The sequence below is a fragment of the Enterobacter cloacae complex sp. GYL001 genome, from assembly GCF_049237125.1.
Classification (GTDB): Bacteria; Pseudomonadota; Gammaproteobacteria; order Enterobacterales; family Enterobacteriaceae; genus Enterobacter; species Enterobacter hormaechei_C.
This window is the reverse complement of record NZ_JBMKGW010000008.1, coordinates 35101-58358: the sequence shown is the minus strand read 5'-3', so window position 1 is coordinate 58358 and position 23258 is coordinate 35101. Positions and strand designations below refer to the sequence as shown.

16 protein-coding genes are annotated in these 23258 nt (G+C 56.0%); 11 read left to right on the top strand and 5 right to left on the bottom strand.

Features of this window, described 5'->3' with window-relative positions; all coding sequences use genetic code 11:
• Positions 1-232 precede the first annotated feature (232 nt).
• A complete protein-coding gene (gene tal, locus ACOTWU_RS15120; protein WP_015572217.1) occupies positions 233-1183 on the top strand; it encodes a transaldolase in 951 nt (316 codons plus the stop codon).
• Between the two features lie 19 nt (positions 1184-1202).
• A complete protein-coding gene (tkt, locus tag ACOTWU_RS15115) occupies positions 1203-3191 on the top strand; it encodes a transketolase (protein ID WP_023295116.1) in 1989 nt (662 codons plus the stop codon).
• 87 nt (positions 3192-3278) lie between these two features.
• Here the strand turns inward: tkt and ACOTWU_RS15110 are convergent, their stop codons facing one another.
• Complete coding sequence (locus ACOTWU_RS15110) at positions 3279-3611, bottom strand: tRNA-binding protein (protein WP_048219698.1); 333 nt, start codon at positions 3609-3611, stop codon at positions 3279-3281.
• Positions 3612-3749: 138 nt separating this feature from the next.
• Between ACOTWU_RS15110 and ebgR the strand changes: the two genes are divergently transcribed.
• From ebgR to ygjK, 6 genes are all read left to right on the top strand, one after another.
• Positions 3750-4733, top strand: a complete 984-nt coding sequence (gene ebgR / locus ACOTWU_RS15105; RefSeq protein ID WP_015572215.1) for a transcriptional regulator EbgR — start codon at positions 3750-3752, stop codon at positions 4731-4733.
• Between the two features lie 146 nt (positions 4734-4879).
• The gene (gene ebgA, locus ACOTWU_RS15100) at positions 4880-7963 is read left to right on the top strand and encodes a beta-galactosidase subunit alpha (RefSeq protein WP_126498876.1); all 3084 of its coding nucleotides are present in this window, start codon (positions 4880-4882) and stop codon (positions 7961-7963) included.
• A complete protein-coding gene (locus ACOTWU_RS15095; RefSeq protein ID WP_126498877.1) occupies positions 7960-8409 on the top strand; it encodes a beta-galactosidase subunit beta in 450 nt (149 codons plus the stop codon). The genes ebgA and ACOTWU_RS15095 overlap by 4 nt, the downstream gene beginning before the upstream one ends.
• Positions 8410-8462: 53 nt before the next feature.
• Positions 8463-9863 carry an amino acid permease gene (locus tag ACOTWU_RS15090; RefSeq protein ID WP_126498878.1) on the top strand — a complete coding sequence of 467 codons (1401 nt, stop codon included), beginning with the start codon at positions 8463-8465 and terminating at the stop codon, positions 9861-9863.
• 74 nt (positions 9864-9937) lie between these two features.
• Positions 9938-10996 (top strand): protein YgjJ, encoded by a 1059-nt coding sequence (ygjJ, locus tag ACOTWU_RS15085; RefSeq protein WP_126498879.1) that lies wholly within the window; start codon positions 9938-9940, stop codon positions 10994-10996.
• A 15-nt stretch (positions 10997-11011) separates the two neighbouring features.
• Positions 11012-13363, top strand: coding sequence for an alpha-glucosidase (ygjK, locus tag ACOTWU_RS15080; protein WP_421625785.1), 2352 nt, complete (start codon positions 11012-11014; stop codon positions 13361-13363).
• A gap of 89 nt (positions 13364-13452) precedes the next feature.
• On the opposite strand, the gene ACOTWU_RS15075 is transcribed toward ygjK, so the two are convergent.
• The 3 genes from ACOTWU_RS15075 to aegA all read right to left on the bottom strand — a co-directional run bounded on the left by ACOTWU_RS15075 (position 13453) and on the right by aegA (position 17240).
• Positions 13453-14496: a DUF1176 domain-containing protein gene (locus ACOTWU_RS15075; protein ID WP_045333802.1), complete on the bottom strand. Its 1044-nt coding sequence runs from the start codon at positions 14494-14496 to the stop codon at positions 13453-13455.
• A gap of 106 nt (positions 14497-14602) precedes the next feature.
• Positions 14603-15196 carry a GDP-mannose pyrophosphatase NudK gene (gene nudK, locus ACOTWU_RS15070; RefSeq protein WP_047741434.1) on the bottom strand — a complete coding sequence of 198 codons (594 nt, stop codon included), beginning with the start codon at positions 15194-15196 and terminating at the stop codon, positions 14603-14605.
• A 67-nt stretch (positions 15197-15263) separates the two neighbouring features.
• A complete protein-coding gene (gene aegA, locus ACOTWU_RS15065) occupies positions 15264-17240 on the bottom strand; it encodes a formate-dependent uric acid utilization protein AegA (RefSeq protein ID WP_116481206.1) in 1977 nt (658 codons plus the stop codon).
• Positions 17241-17392: 152 nt separating this feature from the next.
• Here aegA and narQ point away from each other — a divergent pair, with 152 nt between their 5' ends.
• Positions 17393-19087, top strand: a complete 1695-nt coding sequence (gene narQ, locus ACOTWU_RS15060) for a nitrate/nitrite two-component system sensor histidine kinase NarQ (protein ID WP_017383493.1) — start codon at positions 17393-17395, stop codon at positions 19085-19087.
• Positions 19088-19228: 141 nt separating this feature from the next.
• Positions 19229-22342, top strand: a complete 3114-nt coding sequence (gene acrD / locus ACOTWU_RS15055) for a multidrug efflux RND transporter permease AcrD (protein ID WP_220719669.1) — start codon at positions 19229-19231, stop codon at positions 22340-22342.
• A 109-nt stretch (positions 22343-22451) separates the two neighbouring features.
• Here acrD and ypfM read toward each other — a convergent pair whose 3' ends face one another.
• The gene (gene ypfM / locus ACOTWU_RS15050) at positions 22452-22511 is read right to left on the bottom strand and encodes a protein YpfM (RefSeq protein WP_015572204.1); all 60 of its coding nucleotides are present in this window, start codon (positions 22509-22511) and stop codon (positions 22452-22454) included.
• A gap of 387 nt (positions 22512-22898) precedes the next feature.
• Between ypfM and ACOTWU_RS15045 the strand changes: the two genes are divergently transcribed.
• On the top strand, positions 22899-23255 hold the full coding sequence (locus ACOTWU_RS15045; protein WP_015572203.1) for an ArsC family reductase: 357 nt from the start codon (positions 22899-22901) through the stop codon (positions 23253-23255).
• Positions 23256-23258: the final 3 nt, after the last annotated feature.

Sequence of the window (23258 nt, the reverse complement as noted above, 5' to 3'; positions counted from 1 at the left end):
ACACCCTGGTGTGCCGCATAGTATCGCCGCAGGCAGGCTCCTAAACTTTGAAGGCTGCCAAACTCTCACCATTGCAGAATAAAAATTGTTATCAATTTATAACAGCCATGTTACCCGTCTCAGACAGCAATGCCTCCCCCGTCTGCTATGCTTTTTTGTTAAGTCCATCATGATTTTCTCAGAAGTGTGACCTGACGCACTCGACTAACTCTTTTATTTCCAAGGAGTAATTATGAACCAGCTAGACGGCATCAAACAATTTACCACCGTGGTTGCAGACAGCGGCGACATCGAATCGATTCGTCACTACCAGCCGGAAGACGCGACCACCAACCCCTCGCTGCTGCTCAAGGCGGCCGGTCTTGCGCACTTTAGTCATCTGATTGATGACGCCCTAGCCTACGGCAAACAGCGCGGTAAAACGCAGGAGCAGCAGGTCGCCGAAGCCAGTGACAAGCTGGCGGTCAATATCGGTGCGGAAATTCTTAAAAGCATACCGGGACGCGTCTCCACCGAAGTGGATGCCCGCCTCTCATTCGACCAGGAAAAGAGCATTAGCAAGGCTCGCCGCCTGGTGGAACTCTACCAGGAGCAGGGGATCGATAAATCACGCATCCTGATCAAGCTTGCCTCCACCTGGGAAGGCATCCGCGCGGCGGAAGTGCTGGAGAAAGAGGGGATCAACTGTAACCTGACGCTGCTGTTCTCCTTCGCCCAGGCGCGTGCCTGCGCCGAAGCGGGCGTGTTCCTGATTTCACCGTTTGTCGGGCGTATCTACGACTGGTATCAGGCAAAACAGCCGATGGATCCGTATGTGGTGGACGAAGATCCCGGCGTGAAATCGGTGCGTAATATCTACGATTATTACAAGCAGCACCGCTACGAGACCATCGTGATGGGGGCCAGCTTCCGCCGCACCGAGCAGATCCTCGCGCTCGCGGGCTGCGACCGGCTGACCATCTCCCCAGACCTGCTGAAGAAGCTTCAGGAGAGTGAAGAGACGGTGATCCGCAAGCTGGTGCCAACCTCCACCGTTCTGCCAAAACCAAAACCCATGACCGAAGCGGAATTCCGCTGGGAGCACAATCAGGATCCAATGGCCGTGGAAAAACTGGCGGACGGCATCCGTCAGTTCGCCGTCGACCAGCGCAAACTCGAAGATCTTCTCGCCGCCAAACTTTAACCTTGCCACGGAGTGAACTATGTCCCGTAAAGAGCTCGCCAACGCCATTCGCGCCCTCAGCATGGATGCCGTACAAAAAGCCAATTCCGGCCACCCTGGCGCCCCCATGGGGATGGCTGATATCGCCGAAGTGCTGTGGAACGACTTCCTGAAGCACAACCCTACCGATCCGACCTGGTACGACCGCGACCGTTTTATTCTTTCCAACGGGCACGCCTCGATGCTGCTCTACAGCCTGCTGCACCTTTCCGGCTACGATCTGCCGCTTGAGGAATTAAAAAACTTCCGCCAACTGCACTCCAAAACGCCGGGCCACCCGGAGATCGGCTATACGCCGGGCGTTGAAACCACTACCGGCCCGCTGGGCCAGGGGCTGGCGAATGCCGTTGGCCTGGCGATTGCCGAACGTACGCTGGCCGCGCAGTTCAACCAGCCCGACCACGAGATTGTCGATCACTATACCTATGTCTTTATGGGCGACGGCTGTCTGATGGAGGGGATCTCTCACGAGGTCTGTTCTCTGGCGGGCACCCTGGGGCTGGGCAAGCTGATTGGCTTCTACGATCACAACGGTATCTCCATTGACGGGGAAACCGAGGGCTGGTTTACCGACGATACGGCGAAACGCTTTGAAGCCTATCACTGGCACGTAGTGCACGAGATCGACGGTCACGATCCTGAGGCGGTGAAAAAAGCGATTCAGGAAGCGCAGAGCGTGAAGGACAAACCGTCCCTGATCATCTGCCGCACCACCATCGGCTTCGGCTCGCCGAACAAAGCGGGCAAAGAGGAGGCGCACGGCGCGGCGCTGGGTGAAGAGGAAGTGGCGCTGACCCGCCAGAAACTGGGCTGGAAACACCCGGCCTTTGAGATCCCAAAAGAGATCTACAAGGCCTGGGATGCTCGCGAAACAGGTGAAAAAGCGCAGCAGGCCTGGAACGAGAAGTTTGCCGCCTACAAAAAAGCGTATCCGGAGCTGGCGGCTGAGTTTACCCGCCGCATGAGCGGCGGCCTGCCGGAAGACTGGGAAGAGAAAACTCATGCGCTGATTGAGAACCTGCAATCCAACCCGGCGAAAATTGCCACCCGTAAGGCATCACAAAACACCCTGAACGCGATTGGCCCAATCCTGCCCGAACTGCTGGGCGGCTCGGCGGATCTGGCGCCAAGTAACCTCACCATCTGGTCCGGCTCTAAATCCCTGAAGGAGGACATTGCCGGGAACTACATCCACTACGGCGTGCGCGAGTTCGGGATGACCGCCATTGCCAACGGCATCGCCCACCACGGCGGCTTCGTGCCGTACACTGCCACCTTCCTGATGTTTGTCGAATATGCCCGTAACGCGGCGCGTATGGCGGCCCTGATGAAGGCGCGGCAAATCATGGTGTATACCCACGACTCTATCGGGCTGGGTGAAGATGGGCCGACGCACCAGGCGGTAGAGCAGCTGGCAAGCCTGCGCTTAACGCCAAACTTCAGCACCTGGCGTCCTTGCGATCAGGTGGAAGCGGCAGTGGGCTGGAAGCTGGCCGTAGAGCGTCATAACGGACCCACGGCGCTGATCCTGTCGCGCCAGAACCTGGCGCAGATCGAGCGCACGCCGGAGCAGGTGAAAAATATCGCCCGCGGCGGGTACATCCTGAAAGACAGCGGCGGCAAGCCAGACGTGATCCTGATCGCCACCGGTTCCGAGGTGGAAATCACAGTAAAAGCGGCGGAGAAACTGACCGCCGAGGGTCACGCGGTGCGCGTGGTTTCCCTGCCTTCAACGGATATCTTTGATGCCCAGGATGAGGCGTACCGCGAATCGGTGCTGCCTTCAAACGTCGCGGCGCGCGTGGCGGTTGAAGCTGGCATTGCCGACTACTGGTACAAATACGTGGGTCTGAAAGGGGCAATTGTCGGGATGCATGGTTACGGTGAATCCGCCCCGGCCGACAAGCTGTTCCCGTATTTCGGCTTTACCGTTGAGAACGTGGTGGAGAAGGCGCTAAGCGTGCTGTAGTGCTTTTGCCGGGTGACGCTGTCGTTTACCCGGCCTGCGGTTCGAGGCTTTGTAGGCCGGGTAAGGCGTAGCCGCCACCCGGCTTTTTCACACCACTCTTACCCCTGCCGCCATCACCCGCTCCGGCGTTAATAACACACTTTCTCGGGCGTCATCGGTTTCCGCGCAGAGCAACATGCATTCAGATGTTTCACCGCGCATTTTAGCCTTTGCCAGGTTACACAACACCACCACCGTTTTGCCCATCAGCTCCTCTTCCCGGTAATACGGCACCAGGCTGGTGACGGTTTGCAACGTTCTGCCTCCCACCTCTATCTGCGCAATATAGAGCTTGTCCGCATTGGCGTGACGTTTAACGTCAACAATCTTTCCCACGCGGATCTCGAGCTTTGCAAAATCATCGTACGCTACCGTTTCCACTTTTGCCTCCTTGGTAAAATTTTACTAAATACTAGCACGATAACTGGCGAGGGCAACAGGGATGTTATTTACTAAAAATTAATGCATGTCCGAACGCATCCTTTACAATAAGCTATCTCGTGGGGAATAAGGACAAACATGGCAACGCTGAAAGACATCGCGACGGAAGCTGGCGTCTCGCTGGCAACGGTATCCCGGGTTTTAAACGATGACCCGACGCTGAATGTGAAAGAAGAGACGAAACACCGCATTCTGGAGATTGCCGAGAAGCTGGAATACAAAAGCACGACCTCCCGTAAAATGCAGTCTGTCGCTGCCGGTCAGCAACATATTCTGGCGCTCTACAGCTACCAGCAGGAACTGGAGATCAACGACCCTTACTATCTTGCCATTCGCCACGGCATTGAGACGCAGTGCGAAAAACTGGGGGTCGAACTGAGTAACTGCTACGCTAATGCCACCCTGCCGGAGCTGAAAAAGCTCACCGGGGTGTTGATTGTAGGCAAACCCTCCCCTGCGCTTCGACGTGCGGCAATGTCGTTGACCGACAACGTCTGTTTTATCGACTTTCACGAGCCAGGTAGCGAGTACGATTCTGTCGATATTGACCTTTCGCGCATCAGCAAGCAGATCGTGGATTTCTTTATTGCTCAGGGAGTTAAGCGGATTGGCTTTATCGGCGGCGAAGATGAGCCAGGCAAGGCTGATATTCGGGAAGCCGCCTTCGTGGAGTACGGGCTCCTGAAAGGGGTGGTATCGGAACAGGACATCTGGCGCGGCGGTTTTTCCAGCTCGTCCGGTTATGAACTGGCAAAAATCATGCTGGCACAACAGTGCTGGCCTTCCGCCTTGTTCGTGGCCTCCGATTCCATCGCCATCGGGGTGTTACGCGCCATCCACGAAAAAGGGCTGGCGATCCCGGAAGATATTTCACTGATCAGCGTGAACGACATTCCAACCGCCCGCTTTACCTTCCCGCCTCTTTCCACCGTGCGCATTCACTCTGAAATGATGGGCAGCCAGGGCGTTAATCTGCTGCTGGAAAAGGCCCGCGATGGCCGCGCGCTACCGCTTCAGGTCTTTGTCCCGAGCGTACTGAAGCTGCGCGGCACCACCCGCTGATTTCCACCTGTTAACTCTCCCGCCGGGCACGCCCGGCTTTTTTAATTTCGTGATCGAGTTAAAGCAAATCGGTTTTACTGATTTTATTTAGTAAAATATTTACTAAAATCTCCAGCAATGATGTTTTACCCCTACAGGGAGATCACATGAATCGCTGGGAAAATATTCAACTCACGCATGAAAACCGGCTCCCGCCACGTGCGTACTTCTTCTCTTATGACACCGTTTCCCGGGCACGCACGTTTGCGCGTGGAGCCAGCAGCCACTTTCTGTCGCTAAGCGGAAAGTGGAACTTTCGCTTCTTCACGAACCCGCTGCTTGTCCCGGAAAACTTTACCTCAGAATACATGGCCGACTGGGGCGATATTACCGTGCCGGGCATGTGGCAGATGGAAGGTCACGGTCAGTTGCAGTACACCGACGAAGGCTTTCCTTTCCCGGTGGACGTACCATGGGTGCCGTCAGACAACCCGACCGGGGCATACCAGCGCTGGTTTACGCTTTCTGAAAGCTGGCAAGAGAAACAGACTCTTATCAAGTTTGACGGCGTCGAAACCTATTTCGAAGTCTACGTGAATGGCCGCTATATAGGCTTTAGCAAAGGCAGCCGACTGTCTGCCGAGTTTGATATCAGCGATGCGGTACACAGCGGGCAAAACCTGTTGTGCGTGCGGGTTATGCAGTGGGCAGATTCCACCTACATTGAGGATCAGGACATGTGGTGGACGGCGGGGATATTCCGCGACGTCTACCTGCTGGGAAAATCACTCACGCATGTCCGCGATTTCACGGTTAAAACCACCTTCGACGAGGCATACCGGGATGCCACCCTCTTCTGTCAGCTTGAGCTGGAAAACCTTGCTGCACGCCCTGGCTGTGTTCAACTGGATTATACCCTGTACGACGGCGAGACAGTGCTGCACAAGGGAACAACCGACAACCTGACCGTCAGCGAGCGTGCGGAAACCGCCTTCAGCATTGAGGTGAGGCAACCCCGCCAGTGGTCCGCTGAATCGCCGGATCTTTATCATCTGGTCATGACTTTAAAAGATAACCATGGCCAGACGCTGGAAATCATCCCGCAGCGCATCGGGTTTCGGGATATCAAGGTGAAAGACGGCCTGTTCTACGTTAACAACCGTTATCTGAAGCTGCACGGCGTCAATCGTCATGACAACGATCATCTGAGGGGCCGCGCGGTGGGGATGGATCGCGTGGAGCGCGACCTGATCCTGATGAAGCAGCACAATATCAACTCGGTACGTACCGCCCACTACCCGAACGACCCGCGCTTTTACGAGCTTTGCGACCTGTACGGCCTGTTTGTAATGGCTGAAACGGATGTGGAGTCTCACGGCTTCGCCAACGTCGGCGACCTGAGCCGCATTACGGACGATCCGGTGTGGGAGCCGGTCTACGTTGAGCGCATCGAACGCCATATTCACGCGCAGAAAAATCATCCGTCGATCATCATCTGGTCGCTCGGAAACGAGTCCGGCTACGGCTGTAACATCCGCGCGATGGCCCGTGCGGCAAAAGCGCTGGATGATACTCGCCTGCTTCACTACGAAGAAGATCGCGACGCCGAGGTGGTGGACATTATCTCCACCATGTATACCCGCGTACCGCTGATGAATCTGTTTGGCGAATACCCGCACGCCAAACCGCGCATTATCTGCGAATACGCCCATGCGATGGGCAACGGTCCCGGCGGGTTGACCGAGTATCAGAACGTGTTCGATCGGCACGACTGCATTCAGGGGCATTATGTCTGGGAGTGGTGCGACCACGGTATTCAGAAAACAGACGCCAGCGGCAATATCTGGTACGCCTATGGCGGCGACTTCGGTGATTACCCCAATAATTACAACTTCTGCCTCGACGGGCTGATCTACTCCGATCAAACGCCCGGGCAAGGTTTGCGTGAGTACAAGCAGGTGATCGCCCCGGTCAAACTGCGCTGGCAAAACGGTGAGCTGCACGTTGATAACCGCTTATGGTTCACCAGCCTGGATGATTACACCCTGCTCACGGAGGTGCGTGCGGAAGGTGAAACGCTGCACAGCGAGCCACTGAACATCACCGGGTTGGCCCCCAACAGCTCCCGCAGCGTCAGCCTGCACGTGCCGGAACTGGACGAGCGCGAAGCATTCCTGACTGTACGTATTATCAAAAACAGTCCCACGCGCTACAGCGAGGTCGGGCACGAGATCGCGGTGTATCAGTTCCCGTTAAAAGGCCGCACGGCACGCCCGACACCGTTTATCAACACCAGTGCCACTCCGCTGCGTCTGGAGGAAGATCGCCTGAGCTGCACCGTGACCGGGCATAACTTCCGCGCGACCTTCTCTAAAGTATCGGGAAAACTCAGCGCCTGGCAGGTGAACGGTGAGGAATACCTTACCCGTGAGCCGAAGATTAACTTCTTCAAGCCCATGATTGATAACCATAAGCAGGAGTATGAAGGGCTGTGGCAGCCGTATCATTTCCAGATCATGCAGGAGCATCTGCGCGGTTTCGAGGTTGAGCAGCATAACGATGCGATCATCGTCACCACCCGTACCCTGATTGCCCCGCCAGTGTTTGATTTTGGCATGCGCTGTACCTATCGCTGGCGCATCGCCGCCGACGGGCAGATCAACGTTGAGCTATGCGGTGAGCGCTACGGCGAGTACCCACACATCATTCCGTGCATCGGCTTTACGCTTGGCATCAACGGCGGTTTCGATCAGGTGAGCTACTACGGGCGAGGGCCGGGTGAAAACTATCCGGACAGCCAGCAGGCCAGCACCATCGACCTGTGGCACACCACGGTTGATGAGATGTTTGAAAATTATCCGTTCCCGCAAAACAACGGCAACCGTCAGCAGGTGCGCTGGGCCTCCCTCGCGGATCGTCATGGCAGCGGCGTGCTGGTCGTACCGCAACAGCCTCTCCACTTCAGCGCCTGGCACTACACGGCTGAGAACATTCACGCCGCACAGCACTGCAACGAACTGCGCCGCTGCGATGACATTACGCTTAATCTTGACCACCAGGTGCTGGGCTTAGGCTCCAATTCCTGGGGAAGTGAGGTACTGGAGAGCTGGCGCGTCTGGTTCAGTCCGTTCCGCTACGGCTTCACATTGCTCCCGCTCAATGGCGGCCGCATCGCCTCGATGGCGCTGGCACGCCAGCAATTCGGCACCGGTTTCTTCTCCATGGATTTGCACAGCGAGGAAGACAAATGATCGTTCTTGAGAGCCTGGAACAGTTTCAACAGCATTACCGCACGGGTCGCAAATGGCAGCGCTGCTCAGAAGCCATTAACAATATCGATAATATCTCGCCCGGCGTAGCCCATTCGATTGGCGATTCGCTGGCCTACCGTGTGACCAATGATGCCAGCACCGACGCGCTGTTTGTCGGGCATCGCCGCTATTTCGAGGTGCATTACTACCTTCACGGCGCGCAGAAAATTGAATATGCCGCCAAAGATGCGCTTCAGACAGTGGAGTGTTACCGCGATGAGACCGATCGAGAATACCTGAAAGGCATGGGTACCACCGAACAGGTGCGCGAGGGGCAGATCGTAATTTGTGAGAACCATGAGGCGTATCGCTTTATCAGCGAGGAGCCGGTCAAAAAAGTCATTCTCAATGTGACCATCGAAGACGGTTATTTCCATAACAAATAAAAAAACGAGCGGTGCCAATGAAGCACCGCTAGCCTCTTACCCGGAGAAACGTTATGTCTGAAACCACCAAACGCAATACCATCGGCAAATTCGGCCTGCTGTCGCTGACCTTTGCCGCCGTGTTTAGTTTTAACAACGTGATCAATAATAATATCGAACTCGGACTTGCCTCCGCGCCGATGTTCTTTTTAGCAACCCTGTTCTATTTTATCCCGTTCTGCTTAATTATCGCTGAGTTTGTCTCGTTGAATAAAAACTCAGAAGCTGGAGTTTATGCCTGGGTAAAAAGTTCACTCGGCGGGCGCTGGGCATTTATTACCGCTTATACATACTGGTTCGTGAATTTATTCTTCTTCACCTCGTTATTACCGCGCGTCATTGCCTATGCCTCTTATGCCTTTCTTGGCTATGAGTACATTCTCACACCATTTGCCACAACGGTGCTAAGTATGGTGCTGTTCGCCTTCTCAACGTGGGTCTCCACCAACGGGGCGAAGATGCTGGGGCCAATTACGTCTGTAACCTCCACGCTGATGCTGCTGCTGACGCTCTCTTACATTCTGCTGGCGGGCGCGGCGCTAATGGGTGGGGTGCAGCCCGCTGATCCGATTACCGTCGACGCGATGATCCCGCATTTTAACTGGGCATTCCTCGGCATTACCACCTGGATATTTATGGCTGCCGGGGGCGCGGAATCCGTCGCGGTGTACGTAAACGATGTGAAAGGCGGTTCGAAATCTTTCGTTAAAGTGATCATCCTGGCGGGGATCTTTATCGGCGTGCTGTACTCCATCTCCTCGGTACTGATCAACGTCTTTATCAGCAGCAAAGCGTTGAAGTTTACCGGGGGTTCGGTGCAGGTGTTCCACGGTCTGGCGGTGTGGTTTGGCCTGCCGGAAGTGTTGATGAACCGTTTCGTCGGTCTGGTTTCCTTTACCGCCATGTTCGGTTCCCTGCTGATGTGGACGGCGACGCCGGTCAAAATCTTTTTCTCGGAGATCCCGACCGGCATTTTTGGTCCGAAAACCGTGGCGCTGAACGAAAACGGCGTACCGGCGCGCGCGGCCTGGATCCAGTATTTGATTGTGATCCCACTGATGATTATCCCGACCATGGGCTCCAGTACCGCGCAGGAGCTGATGAACACCGTCATCAATATGACCGCTGCGGCCTCCATGTTACCGCCGCTGTTTATTATGCTGGCCTACCTCAACCTGCGTCGTAAGCTCGATCACCTGCCGCGCGATTTCAGGATGGGTTCACGAACCACGGGTATAACCATAGTGTCGATGCTGATTGTTATTTTCGCCATTGGTTTTGTGGCATCCACTTTCCCTACCGGTGCCAATATTCTGACGATTATTTTCTATAACGTCGGTGGCATTGTTTTATTCCTCGGATTTGCCTGGTGGAAATACAGCAAATACGTAAACGGATTATCAAAAGAACAATAAAAAACTGAAGCATCACCTGCCTCGAATATTAACTGAAATAAAAGGCATGGATTTTATCTCATTGGGATGAGTTTATGAAAATTAAACAAAAAACATTTTGGGCACTCGCTGCCCTCTCTTTCTGCTGCCCTGCTATTGCCGCAGAAGATGCCCGGCCCGCTGAACATGACGATACCAAAACACCGGCAATAACCTCCCCGTCATTTCGTTTTTATGGCGAGATGGGCGTCGGTGGGTATATGGATTTAGAAGGTCAGGATAAACATAAATACAGCGACGGCACTTATATTGAGGGCGGTCTGGAGATAAAACAGGGGAACTGGTTCGGCCTGATTTACGGCGAAGGCTGGACCGTACAGGCGGATCATCAGGGCAACGCCTGGGTGCCCGATCACAGCTGGGGCGGGTTTGAAGGTGGGATTAACCGCTCCTACGGCGGTTACAAAACCGATAACAGCACCGAGATCATGCTCAGCCTGCGCCAGGACTCGTCTCTCGATGACCTGCAATGGTGGGGCGATTTTACGCCGGATCTGGGTTATGTGATCCCCAACACCCGCGACATCTTGTACGCACTAAAGGTGCAAAACCTCTCCGGCAACCTGCGCTATAGCGTCACCGCCACGCCAGCGGGTCACCATGACGAAAGCAAGGCCTGGCTGCACTTCGGCAAATACGATCGTTATGACGACAAATATACCTATCCGGCAATGGCGAATGGCTATATTCAGTACGACATCATGAAAGATGTCACCTGGATGAACGGTCTTGAAATTACCGACGGTACAGGCCAGCTCTTTTTAACAGGCGTTTTGACACCCAACCTGGCGGCACGCGCGTGGCATCATACCGGACGGGCAGATGGACAGAACGTCTCCGGCACGGAGAGCGGATTTATGGTCAGCGCCATGGTGGAAGCCCTGAAAGGCGTTTATCTCTCCACTGCTTACAGCTACGCGAAACATCGTCCGGACGATGCGGCTGAAAAAACTACCTCGTTTATGCAGTTCGGGATCTGGTACGAGTACGGCGGCGGGCGTTTTGCCACCGCTGCCGACAGCCGCTTCTATATGAAAAATGCCTCCGGCGACCCGAGCGATCAGGTCTTCCTGATGCAATACTTCTACTGGTAAAAAGGATCTACCACCATGAAATACGTCCTCACGCCGCTGGCCTGCGCGCTGGCGCTCAGTTTTTCGGCTCACGCCGCCACCGCAACTGACTTCAAAAACGTCATCAACCGTACCGGCGCGCCGCTCTTCATGCAGGATTTCGACTACGACGAACACCAGCGGTTTAATCCCTTTTTTGATATGGGTGCCTGGCATGGGCATTTGCTGCCGGACGGGCCGCAGACCCAGGGCGGATTTCCCGGCGTAGCGCTGCTCACCGAAGAGTACATCAACTTTATGGCGACGAATTTTGATCGCCTGTCCGTGTACCAGAACGGCAAAAAAGTGGATTTCACCCTTGAAGCCTACAGCCTCCCTGGCGCGTTGGTGCAGAAACTGAGCGCCAGGGATGTTCAGATCGTGATGACGCTGCGCTTTGCTTCTGCGCGTACTTCGCTGCTTGAAACCCGTATTACCAGCAAAACGCCGCTGGAGCTGGTGTGGGATGGCGAGCTGCTGGAAAAACTGGAGGCCAAAGAGGGCAAGCCGCGTTCGGATAAAACCATCGACAGCGCATATCCTGATTATCAGCGTAAAATTGTAGCCACGCGCGACGGCCTGAAGGTGACCTTCGGCAAGGTACGCTCCACCTGGGATCTGCTCACCTCCGGCAGTTCCGAATATCAGTTACACCGCTCTCTTCCTGCCGAGACCACCGTTGACGGACATCGCTTTACCAGCCGGGCACAGATTTCCGGCAGCACCACGCTGTACACTACCTACTCCCATCTGCTGAACGCCGATGACGTCGCGCGTGAACAGCCGCAGATCCGCGACATTCTGGCGCGTCCGGCCTACTTTATGGCCGCCTCGCAAGCGCGCTGGGAGAGGTATTTACAAAAAGGGTTAACCAACCCGCACGCGACTCCAGAACAAACGCGCGTGGCGGTGAAAGCCATCGAGACGTTGAACGGTAACTGGCGTTCGCCAGGCGGCGCGGTGCGTTTTAACACGGTGACGCCCTCCGTAACCGGACGCTGGTTCTCCGGCAACCAGATCTGGCCGTGGGACACCTGGAAACAGGCATTTGCCATGGCGCATTTCAACCCGGAGATCGCCAAAGAGAACATCCGCGCGGTCTTCTCCTGGCAGATCAAACCCGACGATCCGGTGCGCCCGCAGGATACCGGATTTGTGCCGGATTTAATCGCCTGGAACCTGAGCCCGGAACGAGGCGGCGACGGCGGTAACTGGAACGAGCGTAACACCAAGCCGAGCCTGGCGGCATGGTCGGTGATGGAGGTGTATAACACCACGCAGGATAAAGCCTGGCTTGCCGAGATGTATCCAAAACTGGTTGCCTATCACGACTGGTGGCTGCGTAACCGCGATCATAACGGCAACGGCGTGCCGGAGTACGGTGCGACGCGTGATAAGGCCCATAACACCGCTACCGGCGAGATGCTGTTCACGGTGAAAAAAGGTGATAAAGAAGAGTCGCTTTCCGGCCTGAATAACTACGCACGGATAATTGATAACGGCCAGTACGACAGCCTGGAGATCCCCGCGCAGGTGGCCGCCTCGTGGGAGTCCGGGCGCGATGATGCCGCCGTATTCGGATTTATCGATAAAGCGCAGCTGGATAAGTACGTTGAAAACGGCGGGAAACGCAGCGACTGGACGGTTAAATTTGCCGAAAACAGGAGTAAAAAAGGCGATCTGTTAGGGTATTCCTTATTACAGGAGTCCGTTGACCAGGCAAGCTATATGTACAGCGACAATCACTATCTGGCGCAGATGGCGAGCCTGCTGGGTAAAGAGCAGGAGGCCAGCCACTATCGCCAGCTGGCAGATAAGCTCGCAACCTATATCAACACCTGCATGTTCGATGCGAAAAGCGGGTTTTACTATGACCTTCGTATCGAGGATAAGCCGCTGGCGAACGGCTGTGCGGGCAAACCTATCGTCGAGCGTGGTAAAGGGCCGGAAGGCTGGTCTCCGCTGTTTAACGGTGCCGCGACGCAGGAACATGCGGATGCCGTGGTCAAGGTGATGCTGGATCCGAAGGAGTTCAATACCTGGGTACCGCTCGGCACCGCCGCGCTGACAAACCCGGCGTTCGGCGCAGACATATACTGGCGCGGCCGGGTCTGGGTCGATCAGTTCTGGTTTGGACTAAAAGGCATGGAACGTTACGGCTATCGTGAGCAGGCGCAAACCCTCGCCGAAACCTTCTTTAAGCATGCGAAAGGGTTAACCTCGGACGGCCCGATTCAGGAGAACTATAACCCCCTGACCGGAGCACAGCAGGGCGCACCTAACTTCTCCTGGAGCGCGGCGCATTTGTATATGCTGTATAACGACTTTTTCCGTAAGAGCGATCGGTGATGCCCTCGTGCCCGGTGGCGGCTACGCCTTACCGGGCCTACGGTTCTAAAAAGTAGGCCGGGTAAGCGACAGCGCCACCCGGCAAAACCCTACCTTGTGATCCACAGCGTGGGCCAGGCATCTGGCCCATTCCAGTTATCACAGCTTGGCTCTTCCGCGTAGCGTACCAGGCGGAAGCGCTGGCCGTTATAACGCCAGCGGGTCTGGATCCCACAGTCGCCAATCCCGCGTCCCAGCGCCAGCGTGGTCAGCTCGCGCGTTTTTTCGTCGAAGCTGGCATTCATCAGCTCCATGTCACTACTCTGGCTGGAAGGGGTAAACGGCAGACGCAATCTCACGCTCCTGGCCGAAAATGGTTTTTTACGCGACACCAGCCACGCCAGGTCGACGGTGTTGTACGCCCCCGCCTCACAGCTGATGATCATCAGCGCTTTGTCATCGGTCAGCGCGGTCACGCGCACTTCACGCCGGTTCGGATCGAGAGAGCACTGGCTGTGGTTCATGCGCCAGGTACCGTAATCCAGCAGATCGTTGAGTTCGTTATGCGTCAGCGGCGTTGGCGTGGGGTTCACCACCGCCACCTTTTTTAATGCCGGCGCAGGCGGCACGCTCAGCGGTGGACTATCCCCTTTTTTAATCCACGCCGTTTCACTTCCGACGCGTTTTTGCTGGGCATCGATAAACAGCAGCGCCGCTTTCAGACCGGCCAGAGAAATTGTCTGCTTCCCCCCGCGCAGGGTCAGCGCCTGCCCTTCCTGAATGGTTTTCAGAAACGTGGTGATGGTGGCCGTATCGTCTGTTTTAAGATGCCAGGGGGCTAACTGCCAGTGTTGCGACGTGAGTTTAAGCGGCACATTGTCGAGCAGCAGGCGCGGGGTGATGTCAGGCTCTTTCACCGGAGGCGCCGAAAGCCCGCCGAGATCGATGCGCAGGCTGGCGTCCGTTTTTGCCCCCGCACTGCGGCTCAGCGTCATGACCAGACCGCGATGCTCGCCGGTATTGCGCGCTACGCAGAAGTTCTGGTTATTGCAGGTCACCTGCCAGTCTGAAAAAGACTGCTGCGCAGGCGCAGCCCACACCAAAGGCGCGGGAAGCACGCAAATGAAGAAGAGAAGATAAACGCAGTAGCGCATGAACGGCACAGCCCCGGAAACGAATAGGTCAATCTGGGGCGTATGTTCGTGCCCTGGGCGGGCTGGCTCAATCGGATTTATCGGATAGATTTATCTGAAATACAACTTATTGCGCTTCCGCCGCCGCATTCATCAGCCCGCTGGTTTGCAGATACTGCAACAGGATCACCGCTTTACCGTCGCGGATCTCACCGCGTTTCACCATGTCGACAGCCTGAGCGAAAGGCATTTCCAGCACTTCAATGTCTTCATCGTCCACGCCGCCGCCCCGGTGCGTGCGCTGAGCATCGGTATATTCCGCAATGAAGAAGTGAACCAGCTCGGTAACCCCGCCAGGGGACATAAACAGCTCAAAGACTTTCTGCACCGCACCCACTTCAAAACCCGTCTCCTCAATGGCTTCTTTGCGGATACACACTTCCGGCTCATCGTCATCAAGCAGACCTGCACAGGTTTCAATCAGACGTCCGTCCGCGTTGCCATTGACCCATGTCGCGATGCGAAACTGGCGGATCAGCACCACGCTTTGCTTTTCACGGTTATACAGCAGGATGGTTGCACCATTGCCCCGGTCGTAGACTTCGCGTTTATGGCGAATGACGTCCCCGTTCTTACGGGTGAGATCGTAAGTGATGTTACGCAGGACAAAGTAATTTTCAGAAAGGATTTTGTCTTTAATAACGGTAATGTTCAGGGACATACGGGCTCCACGGCAAAATGAGTCTGTTTATACTACGCCGTGAAGCCCGCTTTGTCGCCCGTCTGCATTAATGCATGTTGCGCGGCGGCACGCCAAGCCAGTCCATGATCCCCTGCGCGGCATGACGCCCTTCCGCCATCGCGGTGACCACCAGATCCGCACCGCGTACCGCATCACCGCCAGCAAAAATCTGCGGATTCGAGGTCTGGTAGCGATAACGGCTCTCCACGGAGGCCCTGATGCGCCCCCAGTCGTCGGTGTCGACGCCCTGCGCCTGAAGCCACGGCATGGCGTGCGGATTAAAACCAAACGCCATGATCACCGCATCCGCTGGCATGACAAACTCACTGCCCGCCACCGGGACAGGACGCCGCCGCCCCTGCGCATCCGGCTCGCCCAGCCTGGTGCGCAGCATCCGGATACCGTTAACCTTCCCGTCGGTATCCAGCGTGAGCTCAACCGGCTGGACATTAAATTCAAACGCTGCGCCCTCTTCTTTCGCGTTTTTAACCTCTTTCTTTGAGCCCGGCATGTTGGCCTCGTCCCGCCGATAGGCGCAGGTGACTTTCGCCGCGCCATGCCGCAGCGCGGTGCGCACGCAGTCCATCGCCGTATCGCCCCCGCCGAGCACCACCACGTTTAAACCCTGTGTGTCGATAAACGGTTCGTCTGCGGCAGGATCAAGGCCCATCACGTTCCGCGTGTTTGCCACTAAAAACGGCAGCGCGTCGTACACACCCGGCGCGTCTTCGTGAGGGATACCCGCTTTCATGGAACGATAGGTCCCTACGCCGATGAACAGGGCATCGTAGTCGTTTTGCAGTTGGGCCATCGACACGTCTTTTCCCACCTCGCAGTTCAGCTCGAAGCGGATGCCCATCGCGCTGAATATCTCTCTGCGCCGCGCTAACAGGGATTTATCCAGCTTAAAGGCCGGAATACCAAAGGTCAGCAATCCGCCGATTTCCGGATGGCGGTCGTAGACCGTCACGCCGACGCCGCTGCGCACCAGCACGTCGGCGCAGGCCAGCCCTGCCGGACCGGCGCCGATGATGGCGACGCGCTTACCGACCGGCTTAACGTGGCTGACGTCCGGCGTCCAGCCCATCGCCAGCGCCCGATCCGAGATATACCGTTCGATATTACCGATGGTTACTGCCCCTGACGCATCCCGCAGGGTGCAGGCGCCTTCACATAATCGATCCTGTGGGCAGACGCGGCCGGTAATTTCCGGTAAACAGTTAGTCTGGTGTGAAAGCTCAGCCGCACCGACGATATCCCCCGCCCCGATCCGCTGAATCCACTGGGGAATGTGGTTATGCAGCGGGCAGGTCCACTCGCAAATGCTATGCTCGCCACATTTCAGGCACCGGGATGCCTCACGCTGCGCCTGTTCCGGGCGAAACGGCAGGTAGATCTCGTTAAAATGGTATGCGCGTGCTTCGGGGCTGAGCTTATCCGGCTCACCGCGCGCCGGGGTGTTTTGCATCTGTTGCCGTTTGGTTTGCGGAGGGGCTGACTGAACCGCCTCGCTGTGCCACGGCAGCGCGTCCAGCCTTGCGCTGCGCTGTCGGCGCTGCTTAACCAGCTTATCCAGTACGGCTGGGGTGGCGAGCGTAAGCACCTCCGCCGGGCAGTTTTCCACGCAGGCCGGGCCTTGCGGCCTTTCCAGGCAGAGGTCGCATTTGTGCGCCGAGGCCTTTACGCTGTCGTTTTCCAGCGGGGCGATCAGCATGTCCATCGTGCCAAACGGACAGGCCACCACGCAGGCTTTACAGCCAATGCATTTTTGTTGATTGACCTGTACGCTGTCGCTGTGTTGCGTGATGGCTCCGTTCGGGCAGCTTTGCGCGCAGGGCGCGTTTTCACAGTGGTGGCAGGTCACGGGGCTTTTTCGCAAGCCTGAGGTAAGGACCGTAATGCGGGGATGAAAATGGCGCTCGCTCAGCGCGTGCTGCTCCCCGTTGTGCGCCATCACACAGGCAACTTCGCAGGCGCGACAACCGATACACTGTTGAGCGTTGGCCATAATAAAACGATTCATAACAACACCTGTTTTTGGTTCAATAACCTTATTCTTTCTATTGTTATCGTATTTACCCACAGCGGCATGGCGACGCAATGTTCAAATGCCCAGGAAGCCGAACTATTTCCAGTGAACCTGTGGCAGATCAATTTAATTCAGGAAGCTGATGAGTGACCGTTAAACGCCCCGTATCGGGAAGCCTGGCTCGGGCTTTCTTTTCGATGATTGTCTTGTCCGTTCTGATCAGCGCCATTGCGCTGGTCACACTCGCCAGCAGCCAGCGCGACGCCGAGGCGATTAACATCGCCGGCTCGCTGCGTATGCAGAGCTACCGCCTGGGCTACGAAATGCAGCGCGCCGGCCCATCGCTGGCAGAGCACCGCGCGGTCTGGCAAAAAACGCTGAGCGCGCCTGCGTTGCAGAAGCTAAACCGCTGGTATGTGCCAGAGGACGTCAAACAGCGTTACCAGCAGTTGCACCTTGGCTGGCAGGAGATGGACACGCGCATCGCCAGCGGCGATACCGGATGGTATCAGAACCACATAGAGGATTTCGTGGGCCGGATAGATGCCTTTGTGCTGGCGCTACAGCACTACACCGAACATAAAATTCAGCTGGTGATTTTCATGTCGCTGACGGGTGGCCTGGGCATCCTGCTGCTGGCGGTGGTGACCCTGCGGCGCATCCGCCGTCAGGTTGTGCTGCCGCTGAATAATCTGGTGGCGGCGAGCGAGCGTATCGAACAGGGGCAATTCGACACTCCCGCGCCGGATACTACGCTTCCCAACGAGCTGGGCCAGCTTTCCCGCGCCTTCAACCATATGTCGGCGGAATTACACACCCTGTACCTTTCCCTTGAGCACTCCGTTGCTGAAAAAACCCGCCACCTGAATGAAGCGCATCAGCAGCTCGAAATGCTGTTCAAATGCTCACAGGCGTTGAATACCGGGCAGATAGACAGCCACTGCTTCCGGCATATTTTGCAGATTGTGCATGACTATACGCAGATGAATTACCTGCAATTGCGCACCAGCGACGACTGGCAGCTTTACGAAGGACAGGAGTCCCCGGGCGAGAAAATGCACAATTTACCGGTGTTAATGCAGGACACCCTGTACGGCGAACTGCGCTGGCAAAGCGCGACCGGGGATGTTCCGCTGCCGCTCATGGAAAGCGTGGCGACGATGCTGGGCCGGGGGCTCTATTTTAATCAGGCGCAGAAACATTATCAGCAGCTGCTGCTGATGGAGGAGCGCGCCACCATCGCGCGCGAGCTGCATGATTCGCTGGCGCAGGTGCTCTCCTATTTGCGTATTCAGCTTACGCTGCTGAAGCATGCCGTGCCGGGCGACAATGCTCCGGCGCAGACCATCATTACGGACTTCTCCCGCGAGCTGAATAATGCCTGGCATCAGCTACGCGAGCTGCTCACCACCTTCCGCCTGACGCTCAATCACGCCAATCTTCCTGCCGCGCTACAGGAGTCTCTCGACGGGTTGCAAAGCCAGACCCGCGCGAAGCTGGTGCTCGACTGCCGTCTCTCATCGCTGGCGCTGGACGCACAAAAACAGGTGCACCTCTTACAGATTGTGCGTGAGGCAGTGCTGAATGCGATTAAACATGCCGACGCGAGCGAGATTGTGGTCAGCTGCGTCACCACCGCGGACGGCACTCACACGGTCACGATCCGCGACAACGGCATTGGTATCGGCGACGCCAGTGAACCGCCGGGGCATTACGGGCTGAATATCATGCGCGAACGCGCGGGACGGCTCGGCGGGACATTACACTTTTCTCAGCCGCCACAGGGCGGCACACAGGTCAGCGTGACGTTCCGGACGCCTGCGGCGCAGGCTGAAAAATAGCGAGAAAGAAGGCGCGCTGAAAAAAGCGCATGATAATTTACATTATCTCCTTTATTTCTCCACGTTTGACCTGGGCCTTACCGCTAAAGTTAGGCGGGCAATAAACAATAATGACGTGCAGCAAAACGAGGTCACACTTTAATGGCGAATTTTTTCATCGATCGCCCCATTTTTGCCTGGGTGCTTGCAATCCTGTTGTGTCTGACGGGTGTCCTGGCGATTACGTCCCTTCCTGTTGAGCAATACCCTGACCTCGCGCCCCCCAACGTGCGTATTACGGCGAACTACCCTGGCGCCTCGGCACAGACGCTGGAAAATACCGTCACCCAGGTTATCGAGCAGAACATGACGGGTCTCGATAACCTGATGTACATGTCCTCACAGAGCAGCGCCACGGGCCAGGCGACGGTAACCCTGAGCTTTACGGCGGGCACGGATCCGGATGAAGCGGTGCAGCAGGTGCAAAACCAGCTGCAATCGGCCCTGCGTAAACTGCCTCAGGCGGTGCAGAACCAGGGGGTGACCGTGCGTAAAACCGGTGACACCAATATTTTGACCATCGCGTTTGTTTCAACCGATGGCTCAATGGATAAGCAGGACATCGCGGACTACGTCGCCAGTAATATTCAGGACCCGCTCAGCCGTATCAACGGCGTGGGTGATATCGACGCCTACGGCTCGCAGTACTCCATGCGTATCTGGCTGGATCCCAACAAGCTGAACAGCGTGCAGATGACCGCCAAAGATGTCACCGACGCTATCGAATCGCAGAACGCCCAGATTGCCGTGGGGCAGCTCGGCGGTACGCCGTCCGTGGACAACCAGGCGCTTAACGCCACCATCAACTCCCAGTCGCTGCTCCAGACACCTGAACAGTTCCGCAATATCACGCTACGCGTGAATCAGGACGGTTCGGAAGTGCGTCTGGGGGATGTCGCCACCGTGGAAATGGGGGCGGAAAAATATGACTACCTGAGCCGCTTCAACGGCAATGCCGCGTCCGGGCTGGGGGTGAAACTGGCCTCCGGCGCCAACGAAATGGCGACCGCGCAGCGGGTGCTAGAGCGTCTGGATGAGCTGTCGCATTTCTTCCCGCACGGACTGGAGTACAAAGTCGCCTACGAAACCACCTCGTTCGTAAAAGCCTCCATCGAAGATGTGGTGAAAACCCTGCTCGAAGCTATCGCGCTGGTGTTCCTCGTGATGTACCTGTTCCTGCAAAACTTCCGCGCTACGCTGATCCCCACGATTGCGGTGCCGGTGGTGCTGCTGGGTACCTTTGCGGTGCTGTATGCCTTCGGTTACAGCATCAACACCCTGACCATGTTCGCCATGGTGCTGGCCATCGGTCTGCTGGTGGATGATGCCATCGTGGTGGTGGAAAACGTTGAGCGCATCATGAGCGAGGAAGGGCTTTCGCCCCGCGAGGCCACGCGCAAATCGATGGGACAGATTCAGGGCGCGCTGGTCGGTATCGCCATGGTGCTGTCGGCGGTATTTATCCCGATGGCGTTTTTTGGCGGCACCACGGGCGCGATTTATCGCCAGTTCTCGATCACCATCGTCTCTGCAATGGTGCTCTCCGTACTGGTGGCGATGATCCTTACCCCTGCCCTGTGCGCGACGCTGCTGAAACCGCTGCATAAGGGCGAACACCACGGTCAAAAAGGCTTCTTCGGCTGGTTTAACCGCATGTTTAACCGCAATGCGGCGCGCTATGAAGCAGGCGTGGGTAAAGTACTGCACCGCAGCGTGCGCTGGATGGTGGTTTATGTCCTGCTGCTCGGCGGCATGGTCTTCCTGTTCCTGCGGCTGCCAACCTCGTTCCTGCCGCTGGAAGATCGCGGCATGTTTATCACCTCCGTACAGTTACCCAGCGGCTCGACCCAGCAGCAGACCCTGAAAGTGGTGCAGAAGGTTGAGAACTACTTCCATACTCAGGAGAAAGATAACGTGGTCTCCGTCTTCTCCACCGTCGGCTCTGGCCCTGGCGGTAACGGGCAGAACGTGGCGCGTATGTTTGTGCGCCTGAAAGACTGGGACCAGCGCGACAGCGATACCGGCTCCTCCTTTGCCATCATTGAACGTGCAACCAAAGCGTTCAACAAAATCAAGGAAGCGCGCGTTTTCGCCAGCAGCCCGCCCGCCATCAGCGGCCTGGGCAGCTCAGCCGGGTTTGATATGGAGCTTCAGGATCACGCGGGCGCCGGGCATGACGCGTTGATGGCTGCTCGCGACAAGCTGCTGGAGCTGGCCGGGAAAGATCCGCAGCTTACCCGCGTTCGTCATAACGGTCTGGATGACAGTCCTCAGCTACAGGTGGATATTGACCAGCGTAAAGCGCAGGCGCTGGGCGTCTCCATCGACGACATTAACGACACCCTGCAAACGGCATGGGGCTCAAGCTACGTGAATGACTTTATGGATCGCGGCCGCGTGAAGAAGGTCTATGTTCAGTCTGCCGCCAAATACCGCATGCTGCCGGACGATATCAACCGCTGGTATGTGCGCAATAACACCGGCGGCATGGTGCCGTTCTCGGCATTTGCGACGTCACGCTGGGAGACCGGTTCACCGCGTCTGGAGCGTTACAACGGCTATTCGGCGCTGGAGATTGTTGGTGAAGCCGCGCCGGGCGTCAGTACCGGTACCGCAATGGACATTATGGAAAAACTGGTTCAGCAGTTACCGACCGGCTTTGGCCTGGAGTGGACAGCGATGTCCTACCAGGAACGGCTTTCCGGCGCTCAGGCGCCTGCCCTGTATGCCCTTTCGCTGCTGGTAGTGTTCCTCTGTCTGGCGGCGCTGTATGAAAGCTGGTCAGTGCCGTTCTCGGTGATGCTGGTGGTGCCTCTCGGGGTCATCGGAGCGCTGCTGGCAACCTGGATGCGCGGCCTGGAAAATGATGTCTATTTCCAGGTCGGACTCCTCACCGTAATCGGATTGTCGGCGAAAAACGCCATTCTGATCGTCGAATTTGCCAATGAGATGAATGCCAAAGGTCACGAACTGATGGCCGCCACGCTGCACGCCTGTCGTCAGCGCCTGCGCCCGATCCTGATGACTTCTCTGGCGTTTGTGTTTGGCGTCCTGCCGATGGCCACCAGCTCCGGCGCAGGCTCCAGCAGCCAGCACGCGGTGGGAACGGGCGTTATGGGGGGAATGATTTCGGCGACGATTCTGGCTATCTATTTCGTACCGCTGTTCTTTGTGCTGGTACGCCGTCGTTTCCCGCTGAAGGATAAGCCGAAATAACACGTTGAAATAAAAAAGGCGGCTTTACAGGCCGCCTTTTTATTGTGTGATTCTTTCACACTATGGTTATTTTAGTTAATTAAGTGCTCTTGCATTTCTTACCGGAAATTCATTTACGAAGCATGCCTTCGATAAAATCTTTCCAGTTCCCCAGTTCACGTTCAATCATAACAACCTCTCTTATTATTATGCGCATTCTACGAAAACGTATCATCATTGTGAAGCCACTTTAACCGATTGCTGTGATTGAGCCCCGCTGTGCTGGTAGGTTTAGGATCACTATGAGCGTTGTCGGGTAAATTTTATGTGACCTACAGCAATATTTTGAAATAGTCGGAAAAATGACAGCATTTTTAATTTCCCCCTGAGTTTATTGGCAATTTAAACAGGGTGGACAACTATGCTTAAAAGATGAAAGACTATTCAGCTTACAGCTGTTCGTTGAATTATGGAGAATTGTAAATCCCGAAAAATTCCGAATGTGTTATATTCCACTTAAGGATATATCTTCGAAAATATTGAACATTTAATCCACAAAAGAACAAAAGGATTCACTATGGTTGTGATGTACGGCATTAAGAATTGCGACACGATTAAAAAAGCCCGCCGCTGGCTGGAAGCACACAACATCGACTATCGCTTCCACGATTACCGTGCCGACGGGCTTGACCCCGCGTTTCTCCATTCCGCCATCAACGAACTGGGATGGGAAGCGCTACTGAATACACGCGGGACCACCTGGCGAAAACTGGATGAATCTCTCCGGGCCACGATCAACGACGCCGACAGCGCAGCCAAACTGATGCTTGAAATGCCGGCAATCATCAAACGCCCATTGCTCTGCAAGCCAGGTCAGCCTATGCTGCTGGGTTTCAGTGAAACCCTTTATTCAGATTTATTCGTTGAGGTGTAGTCT